18 protein-coding genes are annotated in these 23,650 nt (G+C 67.7%); 13 read left to right on the top strand and 5 right to left on the bottom strand.

Going from position 1 to position 23,650, the window contains the following annotated elements; translation table 11 throughout:
* The first annotated feature begins 123 nt into the window (after positions 1–123).
* Entirely contained in the window at positions 124–2,331 is a 2,208-nt protein-coding gene (locus tag OXR08_RS09940) for a DPP IV N-terminal domain-containing protein (protein ID WP_267349529.1), read from the top strand.
* 85 nt (positions 2,332–2,416) lie between these two features.
* Entirely contained in the window at positions 2,417–3,445 is a 1,029-nt protein-coding gene (locus tag OXR08_RS09935; protein ID WP_112382446.1) for an aspartate-semialdehyde dehydrogenase, read from the top strand.
* A gap of 43 nt (positions 3,446–3,488) precedes the next feature.
* Here the strand turns inward: OXR08_RS09935 and OXR08_RS09930 are convergent, their stop codons facing one another.
* Entirely contained in the window at positions 3,489–4,118 is a 630-nt protein-coding gene (locus OXR08_RS09930; protein ID WP_267349515.1) for a YitT family protein, read from the bottom strand.
* Positions 4,119–4,253: 135 nt separating this feature from the next.
* On the opposite strand from OXR08_RS09930, the gene OXR08_RS09925 reads away from it, so the two are divergent.
* From OXR08_RS09925 to OXR08_RS09915, 3 genes are all read left to right on the top strand, one after another.
* Entirely contained in the window at positions 4,254–4,703 is a 450-nt protein-coding gene (locus OXR08_RS09925; RefSeq protein WP_267349528.1) for a GFA family protein, read from the top strand.
* Positions 4,684–5,439 (top strand): alpha/beta fold hydrolase, encoded by a 756-nt coding sequence (locus OXR08_RS09920; RefSeq protein WP_149681633.1) that lies wholly within the window; start codon positions 4,684–4,686, stop codon positions 5,437–5,439. The genes OXR08_RS09925 and OXR08_RS09920 overlap by 20 nt, the downstream gene beginning before the upstream one ends.
* A 233-nt stretch (positions 5,440–5,672) precedes the next feature.
* Complete coding sequence (locus OXR08_RS09915) at positions 5,673–7,514, top strand: M2 family metallopeptidase (protein ID WP_267349514.1); 1,842 nt, start codon at positions 5,673–5,675, stop codon at positions 7,512–7,514.
* A gap of 48 nt (positions 7,515–7,562) precedes the next feature.
* Here OXR08_RS09915 and OXR08_RS09910 read toward each other — a convergent pair whose 3' ends face one another.
* The 4 genes from OXR08_RS09910 to OXR08_RS09895 form a co-directional block, all read right to left on the bottom strand.
* Entirely contained in the window at positions 7,563–8,000 is a 438-nt protein-coding gene (locus tag OXR08_RS09910) for a hypothetical protein (protein WP_267349513.1), read from the bottom strand.
* Between the two features lie 57 nt (positions 8,001–8,057).
* Complete coding sequence (locus OXR08_RS09905; RefSeq protein ID WP_112382440.1) at positions 8,058–9,494, bottom strand: AMP nucleosidase; 1,437 nt, start codon at positions 9,492–9,494, stop codon at positions 8,058–8,060.
* Positions 9,495–9,607: 113 nt separating this feature from the next.
* Positions 9,608–9,856: a hypothetical protein gene (locus tag OXR08_RS09900; RefSeq protein ID WP_267349512.1), complete on the bottom strand. Its 249-nt coding sequence runs from the start codon at positions 9,854–9,856 to the stop codon at positions 9,608–9,610.
* A 99-nt stretch (positions 9,857–9,955) separates the two neighbouring features.
* Positions 9,956–10,435 carry a peroxiredoxin gene (locus OXR08_RS09895; RefSeq protein WP_267349527.1) on the bottom strand — a complete coding sequence of 160 codons (480 nt, stop codon included), beginning with the start codon at positions 10,433–10,435 and terminating at the stop codon, positions 9,956–9,958.
* Between the two features lie 115 nt (positions 10,436–10,550).
* On the opposite strand from OXR08_RS09895, the gene OXR08_RS09890 reads away from it, so the two are divergent.
* The 8 genes from OXR08_RS09890 (at position 10,551) to OXR08_RS09855 (ending at position 23,646) form a co-directional block, all read left to right on the top strand.
* On the top strand, positions 10,551–11,111 hold the full coding sequence (locus tag OXR08_RS09890; RefSeq protein WP_267349511.1) for a YqgE/AlgH family protein: 561 nt from the start codon (positions 10,551–10,553) through the stop codon (positions 11,109–11,111).
* A 98-nt stretch (positions 11,112–11,209) separates the two neighbouring features.
* Complete coding sequence (ahcY, locus tag OXR08_RS09885; protein ID WP_112382659.1) at positions 11,210–12,631, top strand: adenosylhomocysteinase; 1,422 nt, start codon at positions 11,210–11,212, stop codon at positions 12,629–12,631.
* A gap of 266 nt (positions 12,632–12,897) precedes the next feature.
* Positions 12,898–16,008, top strand: coding sequence for a TonB-dependent receptor (locus OXR08_RS09880; protein WP_267349510.1), 3,111 nt, complete (start codon positions 12,898–12,900; stop codon positions 16,006–16,008).
* Positions 16,009–16,164: 156 nt separating this feature from the next.
* Positions 16,165–18,519, top strand: coding sequence for a PAS domain-containing sensor histidine kinase (locus OXR08_RS09875; protein ID WP_267349509.1), 2,355 nt, complete (start codon positions 16,165–16,167; stop codon positions 18,517–18,519).
* A 31-nt stretch (positions 18,520–18,550) separates the two neighbouring features.
* Positions 18,551–18,994 carry a tRNA (adenosine(37)-N6)-threonylcarbamoyltransferase complex ATPase subunit type 1 TsaE gene (gene tsaE / locus OXR08_RS09870; protein WP_112382657.1) on the top strand — a complete coding sequence of 148 codons (444 nt, stop codon included), beginning with the start codon at positions 18,551–18,553 and terminating at the stop codon, positions 18,992–18,994.
* Positions 18,991–19,959: a phosphotransferase gene (locus OXR08_RS09865; protein WP_267349526.1), complete on the top strand. Its 969-nt coding sequence runs from the start codon at positions 18,991–18,993 to the stop codon at positions 19,957–19,959. Before tsaE ends, OXR08_RS09865 begins: the two co-directional genes overlap by 4 nt.
* Entirely contained in the window at positions 19,956–20,711 is a 756-nt protein-coding gene (locus OXR08_RS09860; protein ID WP_267349508.1) for a nucleotidyltransferase family protein, read from the top strand. Before OXR08_RS09865 ends, OXR08_RS09860 begins: the two co-directional genes overlap by 4 nt.
* Entirely contained in the window at positions 20,704–23,646 is a 2,943-nt protein-coding gene (locus tag OXR08_RS09855; protein WP_267349507.1) for a PD-(D/E)XK nuclease family protein, read from the top strand. Before OXR08_RS09860 ends, OXR08_RS09855 begins: the two co-directional genes overlap by 8 nt.
* Positions 23,647–23,650 lie beyond the last annotated feature (4 nt).

The following is a 23,650-nucleotide window of genomic DNA, read 5'->3' as shown; positions in this document are numbered from 1 at the left end:
GCCCGCGATAACCCGCCCCCATTGGCCGACGGGTGTCGGCAGCTACGATCCGTTCGGAGAGATCACGGGATGCGCGCATGGGTGCTGGGACTGGCTTTGGCTTCGGTGGGAACGGCGGCGATGATGAGTGAGCAGGTCCAGGCTGCGGATCGCAGCGCGATCGTGCCGGCCAAGCAGGGCGAACTGACGCTGGGCCGCGTGTTCGGCAGCCCGGACCTGTCCGGGTCGCAGCCAAGGGGCCTGCGCCTGTCGCCCGACGGCACGCTGCTGACCTTTCTGCGCCCGCGCGCCGACGAGCGCGAGCGGCTGGACCTGTGGGCGCGCGACACGCGCACCGGCGCGGAGCGGATGCTGGTCGATTCCAAGGCGGTCGGCACCGGTGCCGAACTGTCCGAGGCGGAAAAGATGCAGCGCGAGCGGGCCCGCATCGGCGGGTCGAAGGGCATCGTCACCTATGACTGGGCGCCCGACGGCAAGACCATCCTGGTGCCGCTGGACGGTGACCTGTACCTCGCCACGCTGGACGGGCAGGTCCGCCGGCTGACCAACACGGCCGGCGGCGAGCTGAACCCGGTGGTCAGCCCCAGGGGCGGCTTCGTCAGCTTCGTGCGCGACCAGAATCTCTGGGCGGTGCCGCTGGGCGGCGGCGAGGCGCGCCCGCTGACCACCGAAGGCCGGGGCACGGTGCATTTCGGCGAGGCGGAATTCGTCGCGCAAGAGGAAATGCATCGCTTTACCGGCTATTGGTGGAGCCCGGACGAGCGGTTCGTGGCGGTCGAGCGGTTCGACGAGGCGCCCGTCCAGGTGGCGGTGCGGGCGGCGATCGGCGCGACGGGGACCAAGGTGTACGAGCAGCGCTATCCTGGTGCCGGCACGCCCAACGCGCTGGTCGACCTCTACGTGATGCGCCCCGACGGGTCGGGCAAGGTGAAGGTCGACCTGGGCAGCGACCCGGACATCTATCTGGCGCGCGTCGACTGGCTGCCCGATGGCTCGGCGCTGCTGGTCCAGCGCCAGAGCCGCGACCAGAAGACGCTCGACATGCTGCGCGTCGATCCCGCCACCGGCAAATCCACCGTGCTGTTCACCGAGAAATCGGGGGAGCGGAGCTGGCTGAACCTGTCCGACGCCTATCACGTAATGAAGGACGGCAGCCTGATCTGGCGGTCGGAACGCACCGGGTTCGGGCATCTGTACCGCTACAAGGGGGGCAAGTGGACCGCGCTCACCAAGGGCGACTGGGTGGTCACGAACCTGGTCGGTGTCGATGAGGGCCGGGGGCGGCTCTACTTCACCGGCACGAAGGACGATGTGCTGGAACAGCATCTCTACGCGCTCGACCTGAACAAGCCGGGCAGCGCCACCCGGCTGACCGAGCGCGGCTATACCAACGCGGCGTCGATGGACGACGGTGCCAGCCGCTTCATCATCTCGCGCTCAGGGCCCCGCCAGCCGACCCAAGTCTATCTGGCGGATACGACCGGCAAGCGGCTGGAATGGATCAACGAGAATGCGGTGGCGGGCGCGCACCCCTATGCGCCCTATCTGGCAAGCCATCAGGACACGAAGTTCGGCACGCTGAAGGCGAAGGACGGGTCGGTGCTCCATTGGGAGATGATCACGCCGCCGCTGGAGCCGGGGAAGAAATACCCGGTCTTCTTCCAGCATTATGGCGGCCCCGGCACCGGCCAGCAGGTGACGCGCGGATGGCAAGGGGCGCTGCCGCAGTTCCTGGTCGACCAGGGCTATATCTTCTTCCAGATCGACAATCGCGGCTCGTACAATCGCGGCAAGGCGTTCGAGGACCAGATCTACCACGCCATGGGCACGGTGGAGGTCGAGGACCAGTTGACCGGGGCCGAGTATCTGAAGACGCTGCCCTTCGTCGATGCGAACAAGATCGCCACCTATGGCTGGTCCTATGGCGGCTATATGTCGATCAAGATGCTGGAAAAGACGCCGGGCGTCTATGCCGCGGCGGTGTCGGGCGCGCCGGTGACCGACTGGCAGCTCTACGACACGCATTATACCGAGCGCTATCTGGGCGATCCGCGCACCGATCCGCAAAGCTATGCCATCTCGCAGGCGGTGAGCGAGGCGGCGAAGATCAAGGACCCGCTGCTGCTGATCCACGGCATGGCCGACGACAATGTCTTTCTCGACAATGCCACGGTGTTCGCCACCGAGATGCAGAAGACGGACACGCCGTTCGAGATGATGTTCTACCCCGGCCAGACGCACCGTGTCGGCGGGCCGGGCGTGTCGGAGCATCTGTGGACCACGATCCTGAATTTCCTCGACCGCGAGGTCAAACAGAAACCGGCGAAATAAAATTGCGGGCAGGACAAGGATGTTTGGGGTTTCGTGTCGCGGGCTTAGAGGCTACCGGCTCGCGACATTGGTCTAGGAGTATGTGATGGGTTACCGGGTGGTGGTCGCAGGGGCCACGGGCAATGTCGGGCGCGAGATGATCAACATCCTCGCCGAGCGCGAGTTTCCGATCGACGAGATCGCGGTACTCGCCTCGTCGCGCAGTCAGGGCGATCAGATCGAATATGGCGAGACGGGCAAGCAGCTGACCGTCAAGAATATCGAGCATTTCGATCCCGCCGGCTGGGACATCGCGCTGTTCGCGATCGGGTCGGAGGCGACCAAGGTCTATGCGCCCAAGTTCGCGGCGGCGGGCTGTGTGGTGATCGACAATTCGTCGCTCTACCGGATGGACCCGGACGTGCCGCTGATCGTGCCCGAGGTGAACCCGGATGCGATCGACGGGTACAAGGCACGCAACATCATCGCCAACCCGAATTGCTCGACCGCGCAGATGGTGGTCGCGCTGAAGCCGCTTCACGACAAGGCGACGGTCAAGCGCGTCGTCGTCGCGACCTACCAGTCGGTGTCGGGCGCGGGCAAGCAGGGCATGGACGAGCTGTTCGAGCAGAGCCGCAACATCTTCGTCGGCGACCCCGCCACCCCGGTGAAGTTCACCAAGCAGATCGCGTTCAACGTGATCCCGCACATCGACAGCTTCCTGGAGGACGGCACCACCAAGGAAGAATGGAAGATGGTGGCCGAGACCAAGAAGATCCTCGACCCCAAGGTGAAGGTGACCGCGACCTGCGTGCGCGTGCCCGTGTTCGTCGGCCATTCCGAGGCGCTGAACATCGAGTTCGAGAACGAGATCTCGGCCGAGGAGGCACAGAGCATCCTGCGCGAGGCGCCCGGCGTGATGCTGGTCGATAAGCGCGAGGATGGCGGCTACGTCACGCCGGTGGAATGCGTCGGCGATTATGCGACCTTCATCAGCCGGGTGCGCGAGGATTCGACCGTCGACAACGGCCTGTCGCTGTGGTGCGTGTCGGACAACCTGCGCAAAGGCGCGGCGCTGAATGCGGTGCAGATCGCCGAACTGCTCGGCCGACGGCATCTGAAGAAGGCGGATTGATCGCTTATTTCCCTCTCCCCGTGGGGGAGAGGGAAAAGTGACGTCAATGCCCGATATACCGCCCCGGCCGGTGCCAGGCGATCAGGATCAGGCTGATCGAGGCCGCGCTGAGCGCGGACCAGGCGAGTTGCGCACCCGTCACCACCGGCACCGCCAGCCCCAGGATCAGCACGTCGAGCGCGATCTGGGTGTGACCGGCGTTCCAGCCGCGGCGGCGTTGCAGCCATAGGGTGACGACGCCGGTGCCCCCGACGCCGGCCTGATGCCGGGCGAGCGCCAGAATGCCCATGCCGATCACCGTGCCGCCGACCACGCTGGCAAAGGCGGGGTGGACGTCGATGACGTGCACCGAGACGCGCGTCGCCGCGGAAAAGGCGGCGATGCCGACATTGACCAGCACCGTCTTCACCGCAAAACGCGCACCCATCACCTTGTGCGCGAAGATGAAGAACGGGATGTTGATGAGCGTGAACAGCACGCCGGCCGGCAGCGGCAACAGATAGGACAGCAGCAGCGCAACGCCGGCGATGCCGCCCGTCACCAGACCGGCGGCATGCAGGAACAACAGGCCGACGATGATGAGGATGCACCCGATCGCAAGGGCATAGGCGTCTTCGAGCAGGCTGTGGGGGCGGCCGATCGGGCTGGGGGGAAGGTCAGTATCGGCTTGCATCAAGGGTCCGGCTTTGTGGTGGAGGGACCCTCTCCGTGGTGCTGCGGGCTCTTTGCGGCCGCTGGCGGATCGGGCATGCTAACCGATGCGGGCGCCCCCGTCGATGGCTGCGCCCCCGGTAGGAGACAGGAACGCATGCGCGAGGCGATGACCGGCGGCTGCCAATGCGGGCGCATCCGCTACGCAGCGACGATCGAGGATGGCGACGAGGCCTATCTGTGCCATTGCAAGATGTGCAGGCGGGCGACGGGCGCTGCCGCCACCGCCTTCGTCAATCTCGCGCGCGACCGGCTGCGCTGGCTGGTCGAGCCCGACTGGTATCGATCCTCGCCGATCGCGCTGCGCCCTTTTTGCGCGACGTGCGGCACGCCGCTCGGCTTCGCCTTTGCCGATGGGGAGGGGAATATCGACCTGACCGTGGGGTCCTTCGACGATCCGACCCGGTTCAAGCCGGTGCGCAACTATGCTAGCGAAAGCATCCTCCCCGCCTGGCAGGACACCTCTCACCTGCCGGGCATGCGCTCCGACGAGAATGCGGGCGTGACCCAGCGATGGATGGATAGCCTTGGCCGACTTCCCGATTGAAACGCACTATTTCGACAGCTTCGACGGCACGCGCCTGGCGTGGCATGAAATGGGGGCGGGGCGTCCGATCGTCCTGATCCATGGATATTTCTCCGACGCGAACACCAACTGGATCCGCTACGGCCATGCCGCGGCGATCGCGGCCAAGGGCTACCGCGTCATCATGCCGGACCTGCGCGCGCACGGGCAGAGTGCCCGGCCGCATGACGATGCCGCCTATTTCCCCGACGTGCTGACCCGCGACGGCCATGCGCTGATCGAGCATCTCGACCTCGGCGACTATGACCTGGGCGGCTATTCGCTGGGCGCGCGAACGACCTCGCGCATGGTGGCGACCGGTGCGGAGCCGGGGCGGATCATCTTTGCGGGCATGGGGCTCGACGGCCTGACCGACACCAACCGCCGGGTGGATCATTTCACCCACATCCTGACCAATCTGGGCCAGCACAAGCGCGGCAGCCCCGAATGGCTGGCCGAGGCATTCCTGAAGACCACCGGCGGCGATCCGGTGGCGCTGCTCGGCATCCTCAGGACCTTTGCCGATACCCCGCTGGAGACGATCCGCGGCTTCGCGCAGCCGACGCTGGTGGTGGCGGGCGTCGATGATTTCGACAATGGCTCGGCGAAGGACCTCGCGGACACGCTGCCCAACGCGACGTACACGGAGATACCCGGCGGCCACATGAGCTGCGTCGCCAAGCCGGAACTGGGGCAGGCGATCGCAGCGTTTCTGTAACTCAAATCCCTCTCCCCTCCGGGGAGAGGGTGGGGCCCGCCGCGAAGCGGTGGGAGGGTGAGGGGCCGCCAAGCAGCGCCGCACTGCTGGTCTACCCCTCACCCTTCCCACTGCCTGACGGCAGCGGGCCCCTTTCCTCTCCCCGAAGGGGAGAGGGCTCAAAGGACGATACACTTGACGCCGCCCCGCCCGCCGCGCCACGATCGTTACAGAAAATACCAATGGGAACCCCGATGATCCGCACCGTAATCTCGACGGCCGCGCTTGCCTGCGCGCTTGCGTCTCCTGCCGTCGCCCAGAACGCCCCCGCCATGCCTGCCCCCGCGACACCTGCTGCCGCCACACCTGCTACCGCCGACGCCTTCGTTGCCGAGGCGGAGAAGACCAGCGCCGATCGGTCGGTCGATGCGCAGCGCGTCGCCTGGGTGAACGCCACCTACATCACCGACGATACCGATGCGCTGGCTGCCAAGTCGGGTGCGGAGATGACCGACCTGGCGGTCCAGTATGGCCTGGGCGCGGCGCGCTACCAGGCGCTGCCCGGCCTGTCCTACGACACCAAGCGCAAGCTGGACCTGATGCGCGGCGGCATCACGCTGCCGGCGCCGACCACGGCCGGGCAATCCGCCGAACTGGCGACGCTGACCACGCGGATGTCGTCCTCCTACGGCAAGGGCAAGGGCCTGCTCGACGGCAAGCCGATCAACGGCTCGGATATCGAGGAGGCGATGGGCACGTCGCGCGATCCCGCCAAGTTGCAGGAAATGTGGGTCAGCTGGCACGACAATGTCGGCGCGCCGATGCGGGCCGACTATGCCAGGATGAGCGCGATCTCGAACGAGGGCGCCAAGGAACTGGGCTATGCCGATGTCGGCGCGCTGTGGCGCTCCGGCTACGACATGCCGCCCGAACGGTTCGCCAAGCTGACCGACCAGATCTGGGCCGAGGTGGAGCCGCTGTACAAGGCGCTGCACACCTATGTCCGCTGGAAGCTGAACGAGAAATATGGCGATGCGGTGCAGCCCAAAACCGGCGCGATCCGTGCCGACCTGCTTGGCAACATGTGGGCGCAGGAATGGGGCAACATCTATGACATCGTCGCGCCCGCCGGCGCCGGCGATGTCGGCTACGACATCGGCGACCTGCTGAAGGCGAAGAATTACGATCCCACGCGCATGGTGAAGCAGGGCGAGGCTTTCTACTCCTCGCTCGGCTTCAAGCCGCTGCCCGAGACCTTCTGGCAGCGTTCGCAGATCGTGAAGCCCGCGGACCGCGAGGTGATCTGTCACGCCTCGGCCTGGGACGTCGACAATGTGGACGATATCCGCATCAAGATGTGCACCAAGGTGAATGCGGATGACTTCATCACCATCCACCACGAACTGGGCCACAACTACTACCAGCGCGCCTATAACCAGCAGCCCTTCTTCTACAAGAACGGCGCCAATGACGGCTTTCACGAGGCGATCGGCGACACCGTCGCGCTGTCGATCACGCCGGACTATCTGGTGAAGATCGGCCTGCTGGATGCCGCCCGCGTGCCGAGCGCGGACAAGGATATCGGCCTGCTCCTGCGTCAGGCGATGGACAAGGTCGCGTTCCTGCCCTTCGGCCTGCTGATCGACAAATGGCGCTGGGGCGTGTTTTCGGGTGCGATCAAGCCGGATCAGTATCAGGCGGGGTGGGATGCGCTGCGCCTGCAATATCAGGGCGTGAAGCCACCCGTCGCGCGTGACGAGACCAAGTTCGATCCGGGCGCCAAATACCACATCCCGGCGGCGGTGCCCTATACCCGCTACTTCCTGGCGCGTGTGCTGCAATTCCAGTTCTACGAGGCGGCGTGCAAGCAGTCGGGCTGGAAGGGGCCGCTGCACCGTTGCTCCTTCTATGGCAACAAGGCGGTGGGCGAGAAGCTGAACGCGATGCTGGCGATGGGCCAGTCCAAGCCGTGGCCCGACGCGCTGGAGGTGTTCACCGGCAGCCGGCAGATGTCGGGCAAGGCGCTGGTCCAGTATTTTGCGCCGCTGAAGGCGTGGCTGGACAAGCAGAACAAGGGCAAGCCGCAGGGCTGGTAAGGCGCTGCCCCCTCCCGCCGCGGCGCGGGAAGGGGGGCGCTGCCCCGCTTATTCGGGGATGGTGCCTTCGTCGGCGATCCCGGCTTCGAACGAGTCCGACGAGTCGGTGCCGTCCGCCTGATGCGCGTGCTTCGCCGGGGTGCTGCCGCGCAGCGACAGCAGCGCCGCCGCGGCGGCACCGGCCGTCGCGATCCCGCCGACGATGGTGGCGATCCCCCATTTCCCGCCGACCTTGTCGATGCCGGTGCGCTTGGTCTGGGCAGGCTTCTTGGCCGGCGCGGCCGCGGGGCGCGGCGTGCTGCGCTTGGACGAGCGCGGCTTGGGCGGGACCTTGGTCTTTTTCTCCGCCTTGTCGGGCTTGTCGAGCTTGTCCGCCTTGGCGCTGCGCGAACGCTTGGGCGCGGTCGCGCTCGACTTGGAGGGCGAGCGGCGACGCGGTGGCGATTTGGGAGCCGAGGGTTTCGGCGTATCGGGGGTGTCGGCCATGGCAAGCTCCGAACGATTTGATTCGGTGCCGTAACGCCCGACGCCCCAGCCGGTTGCTTAACGGAAGGGCGGCTCGTTGAACGCGCGCAGCTTGCGGCTGTGCAGCTTGGCCCCCTCCAGCCGCAACTGCTCGCACGCCTCGATGCCGATGCGCATATGCTCGTTGATCGCGCGCTCGTAGAAGCGGTTGGCTTGGCCGGGCAGCTTCAACTCGCCGTGCAGCGGCTTGTCGGAGACGCACAGCAGCGTGCCGTAGGGGACGCGGAAGCGATAGCCTTGCGCCGCGATCGTCGCCGATTCCATGTCGATGCCGACCGCCCGCGACAGCGAGAAACGCAGCGCCGACTTGGAGTAACGCAGCTCCCAGTTGCGGTCGTCGGTGGTGACGATCGTCCCGGTCCTCAGCCGCCGCTTCAACTCGTCCCCCGACTGCCCCGACACAATCTCCGCCGCCTTCGCCATCGCCACCTGCACCTCCGCGATCGCGGGCACGGGGATTTCCGGGGGGAGGACGTCGTCGAGGACGTGATCGTCGCGCAGATAGGCGTGGGCGAGGACATAGTCGCCGATGCGCTGGCTGGGGCGCAGTCCGCCGCAGTGGCCGATCATCAGCCACGCCTCGGGCCGCATCACCGCCAGATGGTCGCAGATCGTCTTGGCGTTCGATGGCCCTACGCCGATATTGACCAGGGTGATGCCGGTGCCGTCCTCTGCCATCAGGTGATAGGCGGGCATCTGGTGACGGCGCCACGCGCTGTCGGTCACCAGCTTGTCGACATCCTCTGGGCTCTCGATGACGATGCCGCCCGCGCCCGACAGCGCGGTGAAGCGGCTGCCCTCGCCGAGTTGCGATGCGCCCCAGCGGACGAACTCATCGACATAGCGGTGATAGTTGGTGAACAGCACGAAGCGCTGCGTGTGCTCGGCCGGCGTGCCCATATAGTGCCGCAACCGCGCGAGGCTGAAATCGGTGCGCAGCGCGTCGAACAGCGCGAGCGGGCGGGTGCCGTCGATGCTCAGCCACAAACCGTCGGCGATCTCGTCGCCGATAAAGGCCAGTTCGGTGGCCGGAAAGTAGCGGGCAAGCTCGGCCGCCGATACCTGGTCGAGGCTGAGCGCGTGGCCGGGATCGAGCACGTAAGGAAAGGGAATTTCCTGCCGGCCGGGCACCGCCTCCACCGTTACGTCATAATCCTCGATCAGCAGCGTCAGCTGCTCAACAAGGTAATCGGCGAACAGGCCGGGCTTGGTGACGCTGATCCGGTAGTCGCCCGGCGAGACAAGGCGGCCGAACGAGCGCATCGGCGTCGGGCGGACATCGTCGCCGCGAAACGACAGGCGGATTTCCGGATAGGCGAAGCAGCCCTCGGCACGGGCCGCGGCATCGGGAACCGTGCCGCCGTCCAGATAGGCGGTCAACGCCGCCTTCAGCCGGTCGACGGAGGCGGTGTAGAGGCGGTCCAGTTCGGCGACAACGGTTTCAGCTTGGGTCATGCCCGCCGAGCTAGGACCAATGCGGCCATGAGGCAAGGCGGGGCAGGCCGAACGCCCGGACGAGAAGGGGAGGGCACAGCAGGCCCTCCCCGGATCGGTACGGTATCAGCGCCTTACTGGGCGGACTTGTACGTCTTCTCGTCTTCGCCGTCGCGCAGCTTGGTCGCGCCGATCGCGGCACCCGCCACGGCGGCGGCGACACCCGCGGCGATCCCGGCCGCGGCATAGGGGTGGTCCTTGGCCGCCTGCACGGTGGCGCTGGATGCCGAGGATACCTTCTCACCGGCCGTCTTGGCGGCGTCCTGCGCCTTTTCGGTCAGCGACTTCTTCTGCTCGGCGTCGGTCTCAGTCCTGGTGGTCATGGTTCTGACTCCCTCGATACGGTCCGACAACGAAAACGCTCCGGCGGGGCAGACCGTTCCGCGTGCGGTCCGACCCGCTCGCCCGGGGTGCCGTATGGATCAGAGGACCGACAGCAGATGCTCGGCCGAGCTCACCTTGAACTCGCCGGGCTGCTCGACGAACAGATGCTCGACCACGCCGTCGTTCACCAGCATGGCGTAGCGCCGGCTGCGCGTGCCCATGCCGAACTTCGATCCATCCATGGTCAGGCCGAGCGCACGGGCGAAATCGCCATTGCCGTCGGCCAGCATCGTCACCCCGTCCGCGCCGCTCGCCTTGCTCCAGGCGCGCAGCACGAAGGCGTCGTTCACCGCGGTGCAGGCGATCTCGTCCACGCCGCTCGCCTTCAGCGCCTCTGCTTGCGCGACGAAGCCGGGCAGATGCTGCGCCGAACAGGTGGGGGTAAACGCACCTGGCACCGCGAACAGCGCCACGCGGCGCCCGGCGAAATAGCTGGCGGCATCCACCTGGTCGGGCCCGTCGCTCGTCACCTTGACGAGCGTGGCGGAGGGCAGGCGTTCGCCGATGGTGATCGTCATCATGGTCTCCCGGCCGCGACGCGGAGGTGCGTGCGGCCCATGTGCGGTCATGCGTTCGATCCGACCTTGATTTCAAGCGTGGCGAGCGCGCGACAGGCTGCCTATGTTGGCCGTCGTGAACGATGCGACCTTTCTGTCCGGCCAGTTCCTTCTGGCCATGCCCGGCATGGGCGACCCCCGGTTCGAGCGCGCGGTGATCGCGATGTGCGGCCATGACGAACATGGTGCGCTGGGCATCGGCCTGGGCGCGACGATCGAGGGGCTGACCCTCCACGACCTGCTTGATCAGTTCCAGATCGCGCATGGCGCCGCACCCGATGCTCCCGTCCATTTCGGAGGGCCGGTGGAGCCGCGCCGCGGCTTTGTCGTCCATTCGCTGGAATGGCGCGGCCAGGACACGATCAACGTGGCCGATCGCTGGGCGCTGTCGGGCACCGTCGACGTGCTGCGCGCGATCGCGGAGGGTACGGGGCCGGAACGCTGGGTGGTGGCGCTGGGCTATGCCGGCTGGGAGGGCGGGCAACTGGATGGCGAGCTGGCCCGGCCGGGCTGGTTCAACGTCGCGGGCGACACCACGCTGTTGTTCGATACCCCGGCCGAGGAGCGGTGGACGCATGCCTTTGCCGCCGCCGGCGTCGATCCGCGCCTGCTGGTGATCGGCGGTGGAACCGCCTGACGGAAGTGCGGATCGACATATAAAGATATCTTTATGTTTGATCCATGGGGGCATAGCGCGTAGAGGCGGGGGCATTCACACACCCAGGAGATTTGCTCGTGGCCACTGCGCTCGCTGCCGAGACCACCGATTACGTCATCAAGGATATCGGCCTTGCCGATTTCGGCCGCGCCGAGATCAAGATCGCTGAAACCGAAATGCCCGGCCTGATGGCGCTGCGCGACGAGTTCGGTGCGTCGCAGCCGCTGAAGGGCGCGCGCATCACCGGGTCGCTGCACATGACGATCCAGACCGCGGTGCTGATTGAAACGCTGGTGGCGCTGGGCGCGGACGTGCGCTGGGCGACCTGCAACATCTATTCGACGCAGGACCATGCCGCCGCCGCCATCGCGGCCGCCGGCATCCCCGTGTTCGCCGTGAAGGGCGAGACGCTGGCCGAATATTGGGACTATGTCGGCGACATCTTCAACTGGGGCGCCGATACTGACGGCACCACCGCCAACATCATCCTGGACGATGGCGGCGACGCGACCATGTTCGCGCTGTGGGGCGCCAAGCTGGAGGCCGGTGCGACCTTCGGCGAGCCGGAGAATGAAGAGGAAGTCGAGTTCCAGCGTTCGGTCAAGGCGTTCATCGCCAAATATCCGGGCTATCTGACCGAGACGGTGAAGAACCTGAAGGGCGTGTCGGAAGAGACGACCACGGGCGTCCACCGCCTGTACGAGATCGCCAAGAAGGGCGAGCTGCCCTTCCCGGCGATCAACGTCAACGACTCGGTGACCAAGTCGAAGTTCGACAATCTGTACGGCTGCAAGGAATCGCTGGTCGACGCGATCCGCCGCGCCACCGACGTGATGCTGGCCGGCAAGGTCGCCGCGGTCGCCGGCTTCGGCGACGTAGGCAAGGGTTCGGCCCAGTCGCTCCGCAACGGCGGCGCGCGCGTGCTCGTCACCGAAATCGATCCGATCTGCGCCCTGCAGGCGGCGATGGAAGGCTTCGAGGTCGTCACGATGGACGAGGCGGTGAAGCGCGCCGACATCTTCGTGACCGCGACCGGCAATGCCGACGTGATCACCGCCGATCACATGAAGGCGATGAAGCCGATGTCGATCGTCTGCAACATCGGCCATTTCGACTCGGAGATCCAGATCGCCGCCCTGTCCAACTACAAGTGGACCGAGGTGAAGCCGGGCACCGACCTGGTAGAATTCTCGGACGGCAAGCAGATCATCGTGCTGGCCAAGGGCCGCCTGGTGAACCTGGGCTGCGCAACCGGCCATCCGTCGTTCGTGATGTCGGCCTCGTTCACCAACCAGACGCTCGCCCAGATCGAGCTCTGGACCAAGTCCGAGAACTACAAGAACGAAGTGTACGTCCTGCCCAAGCACCTCGACGAAAAGGTCGCGGCGCTGCACCTGGAGAAGCTGGGTGTGCAGCTGTCCAAGCTGACCGAGAAGCAGGCCAGCTATATCGGCGTGCCGGTCGAGGGCCCGTTCAAGCCGGACCATTACCGCTACTGATCGATTCCGCCTCGGCGGAACGGAAGCCGCGCTCGCCACATCGGCGGGCGCGGCTTTTTCGTGTCGACGCATGATCATGTCCGACTCGTCGACCGCGGCGCTGCAAAAATTGCGGCGTGATGTTGCATCGAGGCAACAGCTGGAGAAATTTACAGTCAACTAGTGCAGGATTATTGCCCTTTGTTTCTGGCAGGTGTCTGACGCCCGACCTCGGTAATGCCGAGTAGTCAAAGGGTTATGACATGAACTGCGTATCCGTTCGGAGGTTGGGCCTGGCGCTCACCGCTTCCACCATCGCACTCGTCCTTGGGGGCACAGCCGGCGCCGCGGCGGCGCAGACCGCAACGTCGGTCGGTGAGCAGTCGCCATCGGCGGACCAGAACCAGATCGGCGCGCCGCAGACCGAAGTCGCGCCGCCGGCGCTGGAGGACACCGGCAGCGAGATCGTCGTGACGGGCTCGCGCATTTCGCGTCCGACGCTGAACTCGCCGATCCCGGTGACCAGCCTGTCGGTCGCGGACCTGACGCGTACCGGTGCGGTTTCGGTCGGCGACGTGCTGAACGACCTGCCGTCGCTGCGCTCCACCTACAGCCAGGCGAACTCCACGCAGTTCATCGGCACCTCGGGCCTCAACCTGCTCGACCTTCGCGGCCTGGGCGTCACCCGCACGCTGGTGCTGGTCAACGGCCGCCGTCACGTCACCTCGTCCGAGGGTGACTTCCTGGTCGACACCAACACCATTCCGACCGACCTGCTCGACCGCGTCGACGTGGTCACCGGCGGCAGCTCGGCCGTCTATGGCTCCGACGCGATGGCCGGCGTCGTCAACTTCGTGCTGAAGCGTGATTTCGACGGCGTCTCGCTCAACGCCCAGGGCGGCACCAGCGACAAGGGCGATCGCGGCACCTATCGCCTGTCCGGCACCTTCGGCAAGAATTTCGCGGAAGGGCGCGGCAACATCGCGCTGGCGCTGGAATATAACAAGCAGGACCTGCTGACCTATACCGACCGCCCCGACCTGACCGGTGCGTTCAGCGGTCGTCGCCAGTTCCAGCTGGTCGACAGCCCGGCGGCGGACAACACCACGCCGAACCGCACTTTCCTGACGGATGTCCGCAGCTTCGGCTACGACAATGGCGGCAACTTCATCGCCTATAACGGCAGCAACATCCTGTCCTGCGGGTCTGGCGTGACCGCGGGCTGCCTGCCCACCGGCGTGCCGCGCGTCTTCGGCTTCAACACCGACGGATCGCTGCGCGAATATAATTACGGCACCGATTTCCGCCCGATCGGCTCGGGCAACAATAACGGCGGCGACGGCGCCGTGCTGAACGATCGCGGCACGCTGAACCCGGCGCTGACCCGCTATGTCGCCAATCTGATCGGTCACTACGACGTGTCGGATGCGTTCAAGCCGTTCTTCGAGGCGAAGTTCGTCCGCGTCGAAAGCTTCAACCAGGGCACGCCGACCTTTGCGCAAGGCGGCGAGCAGGGCACGGTCGCCGATGTCGATGCCGCGGGCAATCCGATCCGCCGCCCCGCCAGCAACGCCTTTACCCGCCAGTCGATCGGCATCCCGATCTCGCTGGACAATCCCTATCTGCAACCGGCCGCCGCCGCGACGATCCGCTCGCTGCTGCCCGCAGGCGCGGACTTCTTCCGCCTGAACCGCAACAACAACGACTTCGGCACGCGCGACGAGTTCGATCGCCGCGACACCTACCGCATCGTGGTCGGCGCCGAGGGCACGTTCAACGGCGACTGGAAGTACGACTTCGCGGTCAATTACGGCGAGTTCCGCAGCCGCTCGACCTTCTACAACAACCGCCTCAACCAGAATTTCTACAATTCGGTCGATGCGGTCCGCAATGCAGCGGGGCAGATCGTCTGCCGGATCAACCAGACGAGCGTCACCGATCCGAACTGCGTGCCGATCAACGTGCTGGGCAACGGTTCGCCGACGCAGGCAGCGCTGAACTACATCAACACCACGTCCGAGCGGCGCGGCAAGGCGACGCAGTTCGACATCAACGCCAACGTGGTCGGCGACAGCTCGCAACTGTTCGAGCTGCCCGGCGGCCCGGTGCGCTTTGCGCTCGGCGGCGAATATCGTCGCGAGACGGCCAGCTATGCCTATGACGAGCTGGTCAGCAGCGGCGCGACCTTCCTGAACGCTATTCCCGCCTTCAATCCCCCCTCGTTCGAGGTGAAGGAAGCATATGGCGAGCTGGAGCTGCCGCTGCTGCGCAATCTGCCCTTTGCCGAGGAGCTGACCGCGACCGGCGCGGTGCGCGTGGCGGACTACAAGGGAGCGACGGGCACGGTATGGGCCTATAATCTGGGCGGCCTCTATGCGCCGATCCGCGACATCAAGTTCCGCGTGAACTATTCGAAGGCGGTGCGTGCGCCGACGCTGGGCGACCTTTATTCCTCCGCGACGCAGAATTTCGCGCAGGTCGACGACCCTTGCGATGCCAACTTCATCGGCCAGGGTCGTGCCAATCGCGCGGCGAACTGTGCGGCGGCGGGCCTGCCGGCCGGCTTCATCAACAGCGGCGCGCGCGCGGGCAGCACCGAAATCCTGTCGGGCGGCAACCCGAACCTGGGTGCGGAAACCTCGCGGAGCTGGACCTATGGCGTGATCGTGCAGCCGTCCTTCCTGCCGGGTCTGGCGATCACCGCAGACTATTACGACATCAAGATCGGCAACGTCATCGCCTCGGTGGAGGCGCAGACGATCCTGGATGCGTGCTATGACGCGGCCTCGCTGGACAACCAGTTCTGCGGCCTGATCAACCCGCGCCAGGCCAATGGCGAATTCGCGCAGCCGGCCTTGTTGCAGAGCACGGTCAACTTCGCTCAGCTGCGCGCCAAGGGGCTGGACCTCGATGTTGCGTACAACCACCGCTTCGGTGCCGACGATCGCCTGGCGCTGCGTGCGGTGGGTACCTGGGTGCGCAACCGGACGGATTATCCCTACCTCGACAATCCGCAGCAACCCGAGCGGATCAAAGGCGAATTGGGCGATCCGATCTGGAACGTGAACGTCTCGGCCGACTATACCCACAACAACTGGACGCTCGGCTACCAGGTCCGCTACATCGGACGCCAGTCGATCACCAACTGGGAGGCCCAGCACGCCACCAACGGCGTCCCGCCCCTCGACCCCTACTATGCCGATGTCGTCTACTATCCGCGCGTCTTCTACCACGCCATCCGCGCCTCCGTGGACGTCAACGACCGCTTCCGCTTCTATGGCGGCGTCGACAACCTCACCGACAAGAAGCCCCCCTACGGGCTGCTCGGCAACGGTAACGACGCCATCTTCGACAATATCGGTCGCTTCATGTACGTCGGCGTGTCGGTGAAGATGTAACTCCGCACCTACCTATATGGGCATGCAAAGGAGCCGGTCGGACCATGTGTCCGGCCGGCTCTTCTTTTCGGGCGGCACTCGCATCGGCTTTCGCTGGCGGCGTTTATCGGTTTACATGCCGGCCGCCATGACTCGCCCCCGTCCTTCACGCCGCGCATGATCGTTCTCGACACGGTCCAGGCGTTGGCATTGGGGGCGGTCATCTGCCTCCTGCTGCTGGGATCGGCGGCGATGCTTTATTTCGGCACCGCCGCCCGGACGACCGCACGGCGGCGGGCGGGCGAGATGGCGCATGCCGCGGCGCTGCTCCGTTCCGCGCCCGCGCTGCCCATGCTGGTGCGTGCCGATGGCCGGGTGGAGATGAGCGCACGGCTCGCCGACTGGCTGGGTTTTTCGGAGGTGCCGCGTTTCCTGGCCGAGCTGGTCGGCGAGGGGGTCGGACTCTCGGCGCAGGACGGCGCGCTGCTCACCGCCGATGTCGGCGCGGCGCAGCGTGGGGGACGCAGCTTCACCCGCGCGCTGCGTCCGCAGGGCTCGGGCCGGTCGCTGGTGCTGAAGGGTGCGCGTGCACCGCTGGAACTGGGCGCGAACGGCAGCGTCGTTGTCTGGGCGTTTGACGGTACCGAGAGCGAGGCGGAGATCGCGCGGCTGGGCGGAGAGGCGGCGCGGCTGGGGGGCGCGTTCGAGGCGCTGACCGGGCTGATCGAGGCGGCGCCGCTGCCGATGTGGTACCGCGAGGCGGATCTGCGCCTGACCATGGTCAACAGCGCCTATGTCGATGCGGTCGAAGGGCGCGATGCCGCCGATGTCGTGTCGCGCGGCCTGGAACTGGTGGAGGGATCGGGGCGGGGCGGCCCGCTCGCCGGGGCGGCGGCCGCGCGCGACAAGGGGCGACCGCACGAACAGATCCTGCCCGCCACGATCGACGGCGCCCGCCGCTCGCTGCGCATCTACGACGTGCCGCTACCCACCGGCGGGATCGCGGGCTTTGCGATCGATATCGAGGATCTTGAACAGTCGCGCGCCGGCGCCAAGCGCTTTGCCGAGGCGCAGCGCGCCATGCTGGATCGCCTGTCGGCCGCCGTGGCGCAGTTCGGACCCGACCGCGGCCTCGTCTTCTGCAACCAGCCGTTTCGGCGCATGTTCGCGATGCGCAGCGAATGGCTGGCCGACCGGCCCGAATTCGACCGGGTGCTGGAGCGGATGCGCGAGGCCAAGCGCCTGCCCGAAGTGCGCGACTTTCCCGGCTGGCGGGCCGAGCGCCACGAATGGTTTCGCCAGACCGAGGGCGCGATCGAGGAACATTGGCACCTGTCGGGCGGCATCCACCTGCGCGTCGTGGCGCAGGCGCTGCCCGATGGCGGCCTGTTGCTGATCTTCGAGGATCGCACCGAGCAGGTGCAGCTCGCCTCCGCCCGCGACACGTTGCTGCGCGTGCGCTCCGCCACCTTCGACAATCTGTTCGAGGCGCTGGGCGTGTTCGCCGCCGATGGGCGCTTGCAGTTGTGGAACAACCGCTTCCGCAGCCTGTGGGATGTCGAGGAAGAGTTTCTGGCGGCGCATCCGCGGGTCGACGCGCTGGCCGCCAAGATCGCGAACAAGCTGATGACGCCGAACCGCGCCGAACTCATGCCCGAACTGGTCCGCTCCGCCACGCAGGACCGGCAGCAGCGCGGTGGGCGCGTCGCCTTCGCCGATGGCCGGCATTTCGAGTTCGCGGGCGTGCCGCTGCCCGATGGCAACGCATTGTTCACCATGCTGGACATCACCGACAGTCGCCGCGCCGAACAGGCGCTGCGCGACCGGGCGGATGCGCTGGAAGCGGCGGACAAGGTGAAAACCGCCTTCGTCGCGAACATGAGCTACGAATTGCGCACGCCGCTGACCTCGATCAGCGGCTTCGCGGAAATGCTCCACGGCGGCTATGCCGGCGCGCTGCCCGATCAGGCCAAGGGCTATGTCGAGGCGATCCTGGAATCGACCGAGCGGTTGGGCCTGCTGGTCGACGACGTGCTCGACCTGACGGTGGCGGCGGATGGCGCTGCGCGGTTCGAGGATGTCGATCTGGGGCAGGTGGTGCGCTCGGCGGCGGATACGCTGCGGTCGGCCGCGAATCGGCGCCGGCTCGACTTCGCGGTGGAGGTGGCGCGCTCGGTGGGGCGGATCAGTGGTGATCGCAGGCGGCTGAAGGAAGCGGTGGAGCACCTGTTGCGGCATGCGATCGAGCATACGCCGGAGGGCGGTCGCGTGCTGCTGCACGCGGACGGCGATGCGGCGCGGGCGCGGATCATCGTGTCCGACGACGGACCCGGCATGGAAGCCGAGGCGGTCGCCCATGCCTTTGACCGGTTCGCCGAGCCTGCGATCAAGGCGACCGGCGGGCGCGCGCTGGGGCTGGGCCTGCCACTCGCCAGGCAATTCGTCGAGACGCATGGCGGCACCGTGTCGCTGGTGTCCGAACTGGGCGCGGGCACGCTGGCGACGGTGGAGCTGCCGCGCCGTCAGGGATGACTTGGGAGCGTCGTCGCTCTATCCCGGCGTGATGCTGATCCTTCCCGACGCAGCCGCCACCGAGGCGTTCGGCCGTGCGCTGGCCACCCGTGTACGCCCCGGCGACATGATCACGCTGGAAGGGCCGCTGGGCGCCGGCAAGACGAGCATCGCGCGCGGCCTGCTCGCCGCACTGGGGCTGGCGGGCGAGGCGCCGTCGCCCAGCTTCGCGATCGTTCAGCCCTATGCCCCGCCCGAGGTCGATTTCCCCGTTCTGCATGTCGATCTGTATCGGCTGGACGGCGCGGACCAGTTGGAGGAACTGGGGCTGGAGGAAGCGCGCTGGGATTCGCTGCTGGTCGTGGAATGGCCCGATCGGGCGGGGCCCGACGCATGGCCCGATGCCCTCGCTTTGTCGCTGGAGATGACGCCGGATGGCGGTCGCCGCTTGACAGCGAAGGTGCCGGAGGCATGGGAGCAGCGATGGCCGATATGACCCCGCCCGCCGATGCGCCCGCCTTTCTCGCGACCTGTGGCTGGGAGGGTGCGGCAATCGCGCCGCTCGCCGGCGACGCGTCGTTCCGCCGCTATTTCCGGGTGACCGACGGCACGCGCAGCGCGGTGCTGATGGATGCGCCGCCACCGCATGAGGACCCGCGGCCGTTCCTGTCGGTCGCACGCTGGCTGACCGCCAAGGGCTTTGCCGCGCCGGCGATCCTCGGGCTGGACGAGGCGCGCGGGCTGGTCTTGCTCGAAGATTTCGGCGATGCCCGGATGCGCGAAGCGATCGAGGCGGATCCGGATGCCACCATCCCGCTCTATGCGGCGGCGGTCGACCTGCTGGTCGCCCTGCGCGCGCATGCACCCGAAGGATTGGCGCCGTACGACGCGGCGGTCCTGCACCGCGAGGTGGATCTGTTCACCCAGTGGTATGCGCCCGCCGTCGGGCGGCAAGTCGATACCGCCGGCTACCGCGCGGCATGGGATGCGGTGTTCGCGCACGGCCTGACCGACAAGCCGGTCTCCGTGCTGCGCGACTATCATGTCGAGAACCTGATGCTGGTCGGCCCTCAGCGGTCGCTGGGGCTGCTCGACTTTCAGGACGCGCTGGCCGGGCACGCCGCCTATGACCTCGTCTCGCTGTTGCAGGATGCGCGCCGCGACGTGGAGCCGTCGATCGAGGCGGCGATGCTGGCCCGCTATCTGGCCGCGACGGGCGAGGGGGATGGCTTTCTGAACGCCTATCATGTGCTGGGCGCGCAGCGGAACGCCAAGATCCTCGGCATCTTCACCCGCCTTTGGCAGCGCGACGGCAAGGCGCGCTACACCGCCTTGTGTCCGCGCGTCTGGGCCTATCTGGAGCGTGACCTGTCGCAGCCGGTACTGGCGCCCGTCGCCGCATGGTTCGCGGACAATATCCCGCCCGAATTGCGCGGCGATCCCGGAGTGCTGGCGGCATGAGCCGGCCGCGTGCCTTGCGCCCGCTGCCCGGCGGCACCGTTCCGACGACCGCGATGGTGATGGCGGCGGGGCTGGGCAAGCGGATGCGCCCGCTGACCGCCACCCGTCCCAAACCGCTGATCGAGGTCGCGGGCAAGCCGCTGATCGATCACGTCTTCGACAGGCTGCGTGCCGCCGGCATCGGCCGCGCGGTGGTCAACGTCCATTATCTGGCGGACACGCTGGAGGCGCATCTGGCCGATCGCTATCCGGACATGGAGATCGTCATCTCCGACGAGCGTGGGCGCTTGATGGAAACCGGCGGCGGGCTGGTACAGGCGCGCGGCCTGCTTGGTGACGAACCCGTGCTGGTCGTCAACAGCGACAATCTGTGGCTCGACGGGCCGATCGATGCGATCCGGCTGCTCGCCTCGCGCTGGGACGATGCGGCAATGGACGCGCTGCTGCTGATGGTGCCGCTGGCCCGCGCGCACAACCATGGCGGGCAGGGGGATTTCCACCTTGCCGCCGATGGCCGCATCACCCGGCGGCGGCGGGCGGGCACGGTCGCCCCCTTCTGTTATACCGGTATCCAGATGCTGCACCCGCGGCTGATCGCCGACTGGCCGGAAGGGCCGTTCTCCACCAACCTGTTCTGGGACCGCGCCATGGCGGCCGGCCGCGCTTACGGTCAGGTGCACCAGGGCCTCTGGTTCGATGTCGGCACGCCCGGCGCGATCCGCCGCACGGAAATGCTGCTCGCCGATGGCTGAGCTTCGGGGGCCGCGACTCTACACCATTCCGGCGCATCGCGGTTTTGCCGATGCGCTCGTCGCCGGGCTGAAACGGCGGGCGGGGGATGATCCGCTGGCGCTGGCGCAAGGGGCGATCCTGCTGCCGAACAACCGGGCGGTGCGCGCGGTGACGGATGCGTTCGTGCGGGCGAGCGGCGCGGGTCTGATCCTGCCGCGCATGGTGGCGCTGGGTGACCCGGAGGCGGGCGAGACCGCGGGCGCCGCGCTCGACCCGGCGGATGCCGCCGTACCGCCGCCGCCCGCCATCGCGCCCTATGCCCGCCGCATGATCCTGGCCCGACTGGTCGCGGAGGAACGCGCGCGCGCCGGCCAGCCGATCAATGCGGCGGAGGCGGTGCGCCTTGCCGGCGATCTCGCCCGTACGCTGGACCAGTTGCTGGTCGAGCAGGTGCCGCCGACGGCGCTGCGCGACATCGATCTGGGCGACCTGAACGCGCATTGGCAGCGCGCACTGGCGACGTTCAACGTGGTGCTGGATCGCTGGCCCGCCGAACTGGCGCGTGCCGGGATGATCGATGCGGCCGACCGCCGCACCCGGCTGCTCGACCGGCTGACCGAACGCTGGACCGCCACGCCGCCCGCCGGCTTCGTCTGTGCGGCCGGCATCACCGACACCGCGCCCGCCGTCGCGCGCCTGCTCCGCTGCGTGTCGGGGATGCCGCGTGGATCGGTGGTGTTCGCCGGGCTCGACCTGGCGATGCCGATCGAGGAATGGGACGCGCTGGGCCCGCACCGGCCCGATCCCGTCACCGGGCGCCGTCGCCGATCGATCGAGACGCATCCGCAATTCGTTCCCAAGCTGATGCTGGACCGCATGGGCGTCGGCCGGGGCGAGGTGAAGACGTGGCGCGGCGGCACCGAATATGATGCCGGCGCCGCGCGCGGACGCGCCATCGCCAACGCGCTGGCGCCCGCCGACTTCACCGGCAAATGGACCGACCTGCCCGCCGAGGACCGGCGCCTGCGCGGCGTGTCCTCGATCGACCTCGCCACCCCGGCCGAGGAAGCGCAGGCGATTGCGCTCGCCCTGCGCGGCGTGCTGGAAACGCCGGGCAGTACCGCAGCCCTCGTCACCCCCGATCGCGCGCTGGCCCGCCGCGTCGCGGTGCATTGCCGCCGCTGGGGGATCGAGATCGACGATTCGGCCGGCCGCCCGCTCTCCATCCTGCCGCCGGGCACCTTTCTGCTCGCGCTGGTCGAGGCGGCATCGCAGCATTTCAATCCGCTGGCGCTGCTTGCGCTGCTCAAGCACCCGCTGGTCCGGCAGAGTGAGCGCATCGCCTGGCTGGACGGGGTGCGCGCGCTCGACCGGGCGCTGCGTGGACCGCGCCCGGCACCGGGGCTGGACGGCATCGCCGCGCATCTGAAGAAGGGCACCGCCGCCGAGTTCTGGGCCCAGGCCTGCCCCGCGCTGGAACCGGTGGGGCGGACCTTTGGCGACGGGCCGCAGAGCCTGCACGGGCTGGTCGCCTGTTTGCGCGAATGTGCGCAGTCGCTGTGCGGCGACGTGTTGTGGGAAGGGCCGGCCGGGCGTGCCGCCGCCGAGTTCCTGAGCGCGCTGGAGGCCGAGGCGCATGCAGGGCCGCCGCGCGTCAGCCCGCAGGATGTGCCCGCGCTGCTCCGCACCCTGCTCGACGAGGTCGCGGTGCGCCCGCAGCGGGGGAGCAACCACCCGCGGCTCGCCATCTACGGCCTGATCGAAGCACGGTTGCAGACCGCCGACCTGATGATCGCCGGCGGGTTGAACGAGGGCGTCTGGCCCGGCCGCCCCGCGCCCGATCCGTGGCTGGCGCCGCGCATCCGCGCCGAGCTGGGCCTGCAGGGGCTGGAACGGCGTATCGGCATTGCCGCGCATGACCTGGCCGAGGCGATGGGCGCGCCCGCCGCGCTGCTGACGCGCAGCCGGCGCGATGCCAGCTCGCCGACGCTCGCCTCGCGCTTCTGGTTGCGGCTTCAGGCGATGGCGGGCGAGCGGTTCGAGCGCGATCTGGCGCTGGAGGACTGGACGCGCGTGCTGGATCAGCCGGCGGACCATGTGCCCGCCGAGCGCCCCGCGCCGATGCCGCCCGCCGCGCTGCGCCCGCGTGCCATCTCGGTCACCGAGGTCGACCGGTTGAAGGCGGACCCGTTCGCCTTTTACGCGCGCCGCGTGCTGCGGCTGATGCCGCTGGAGCCGGTGGATGCGGACCCCAGTGCTGCGTGGCGGGGAACCGCGGTGCACGACATCCTGGAGGCGTGGTGGAAGCAGGACCGCTGTGCGCCCGATGCGCTGCGCGGGCGCGCCGCCGCGATGATGAAGGACCAGCGCGTTCACCCGATGATGCGCGCGCTGTGGTGGCCGCGGCTGGAGGAGGCGATCGACTGGATCGCGCGCACCGTCGCCGAACAGGCCGCCGCCGGGCGATCGGTGCTGAGCGCCGAGGGGCAGGGGCAGGTCGTCCATGCCGGCGTCACCCTGTCGGGCCGCTACGACCGGATCGACCGGCTGGCCGATGGTGGGGTGGCGATCATCGACTACAAGACCGGCAAGCCCCCCTCCACCGCGGCGGTGCGCGACGGGTACAGCCTGCAACTGGGGCTGCTCGGCCTGATCGCCGAGCGCGGCGGGTTCGAAGGCGTGCGGGGCAAGGCGGGGGCGTTCGAATATTGGTCGATGGGCCGGGGTCGCGAGGGCCTGGGCTATATCGCCACGCCGGTCGACCCGGATGGCAAGCGCGAGCGTATTCCCACCGACGATTTCGTCGGCATCGCCGCCAGCAACTTCGCCGATGCCGCCGCGGCATGGCTGACCGGCACCGCGCCGTTCACCGCCAAGCTGGTGCCCGAATATGCTCCTTATGCCGAATACGACCAACTGATGCGCCGGGACGAATGGTATGGCCGGGACCGGTAACGTG

It is taken from the genome of Sphingomonas sp. GM_Shp_2 (assembly GCF_026540875.1).
Taxonomy (GTDB): Bacteria; Pseudomonadota; Alphaproteobacteria; order Sphingomonadales; family Sphingomonadaceae; genus Sphingomonas; species Sphingomonas carotinifaciens.
This window is presented reverse-complemented; position numbering and strand designations above follow the sequence as displayed.

Bases quoted from the DNA above. Each gene is read 5' to 3' on its own strand.
- OXR08_RS09940 (WP_267349529.1), top strand. From the start codon at position 124: ATGAGTGAGCAGGTCCAGGCTGCGGATCGCAGCGCGATCGTGCCGGCC.
- OXR08_RS09935 (WP_112382446.1), top strand. From the start codon at position 2,417: ATGGGTTACCGGGTGGTGGTCGCAGGGGCCACGGGCAATGTCGGGCGC.
- OXR08_RS09930 (WP_267349515.1), bottom strand. From the start codon at position 4,118: ATGCAAGCCGATACTGACCTTCCCCCCAGCCCGATCGGCCGCCCCCAC.
- OXR08_RS09925 (WP_267349528.1), top strand. From the start codon at position 4,254: ATGCGCGAGGCGATGACCGGCGGCTGCCAATGCGGGCGCATCCGCTAC.
- OXR08_RS09915 (WP_267349514.1), top strand. From the start codon at position 5,673: ATGATCCGCACCGTAATCTCGACGGCCGCGCTTGCCTGCGCGCTTGCG.
- OXR08_RS09910 (WP_267349513.1), bottom strand. From the start codon at position 8,000: ATGGCCGACACCCCCGATACGCCGAAACCCTCGGCTCCCAAATCGCCA.
- OXR08_RS09905 (WP_112382440.1), bottom strand. From the start codon at position 9,494: ATGACCCAAGCTGAAACCGTTGTCGCCGAACTGGACCGCCTCTACACC.
- OXR08_RS09900 (WP_267349512.1), bottom strand. From the start codon at position 9,856: ATGACCACCAGGACTGAGACCGACGCCGAGCAGAAGAAGTCGCTGACC.
- OXR08_RS09895 (WP_267349527.1), bottom strand. From the start codon at position 10,435: ATGACGATCACCATCGGCGAACGCCTGCCCTCCGCCACGCTCGTCAAG.
- OXR08_RS09875 (WP_267349509.1), top strand. From the start codon at position 16,165: ATGATCGTTCTCGACACGGTCCAGGCGTTGGCATTGGGGGCGGTCATC.
- tsaE (WP_112382657.1), top strand. From the start codon at position 18,551: ATGCTGATCCTTCCCGACGCAGCCGCCACCGAGGCGTTCGGCCGTGCG.
- OXR08_RS09865 (WP_267349526.1), top strand. From the start codon at position 18,991: ATGACCCCGCCCGCCGATGCGCCCGCCTTTCTCGCGACCTGTGGCTGG.
- OXR08_RS09860 (WP_267349508.1), top strand. From the start codon at position 19,956: ATGAGCCGGCCGCGTGCCTTGCGCCCGCTGCCCGGCGGCACCGTTCCG.
- OXR08_RS09855 (WP_267349507.1), top strand. From the start codon at position 20,704: ATGGCTGAGCTTCGGGGGCCGCGACTCTACACCATTCCGGCGCATCGC.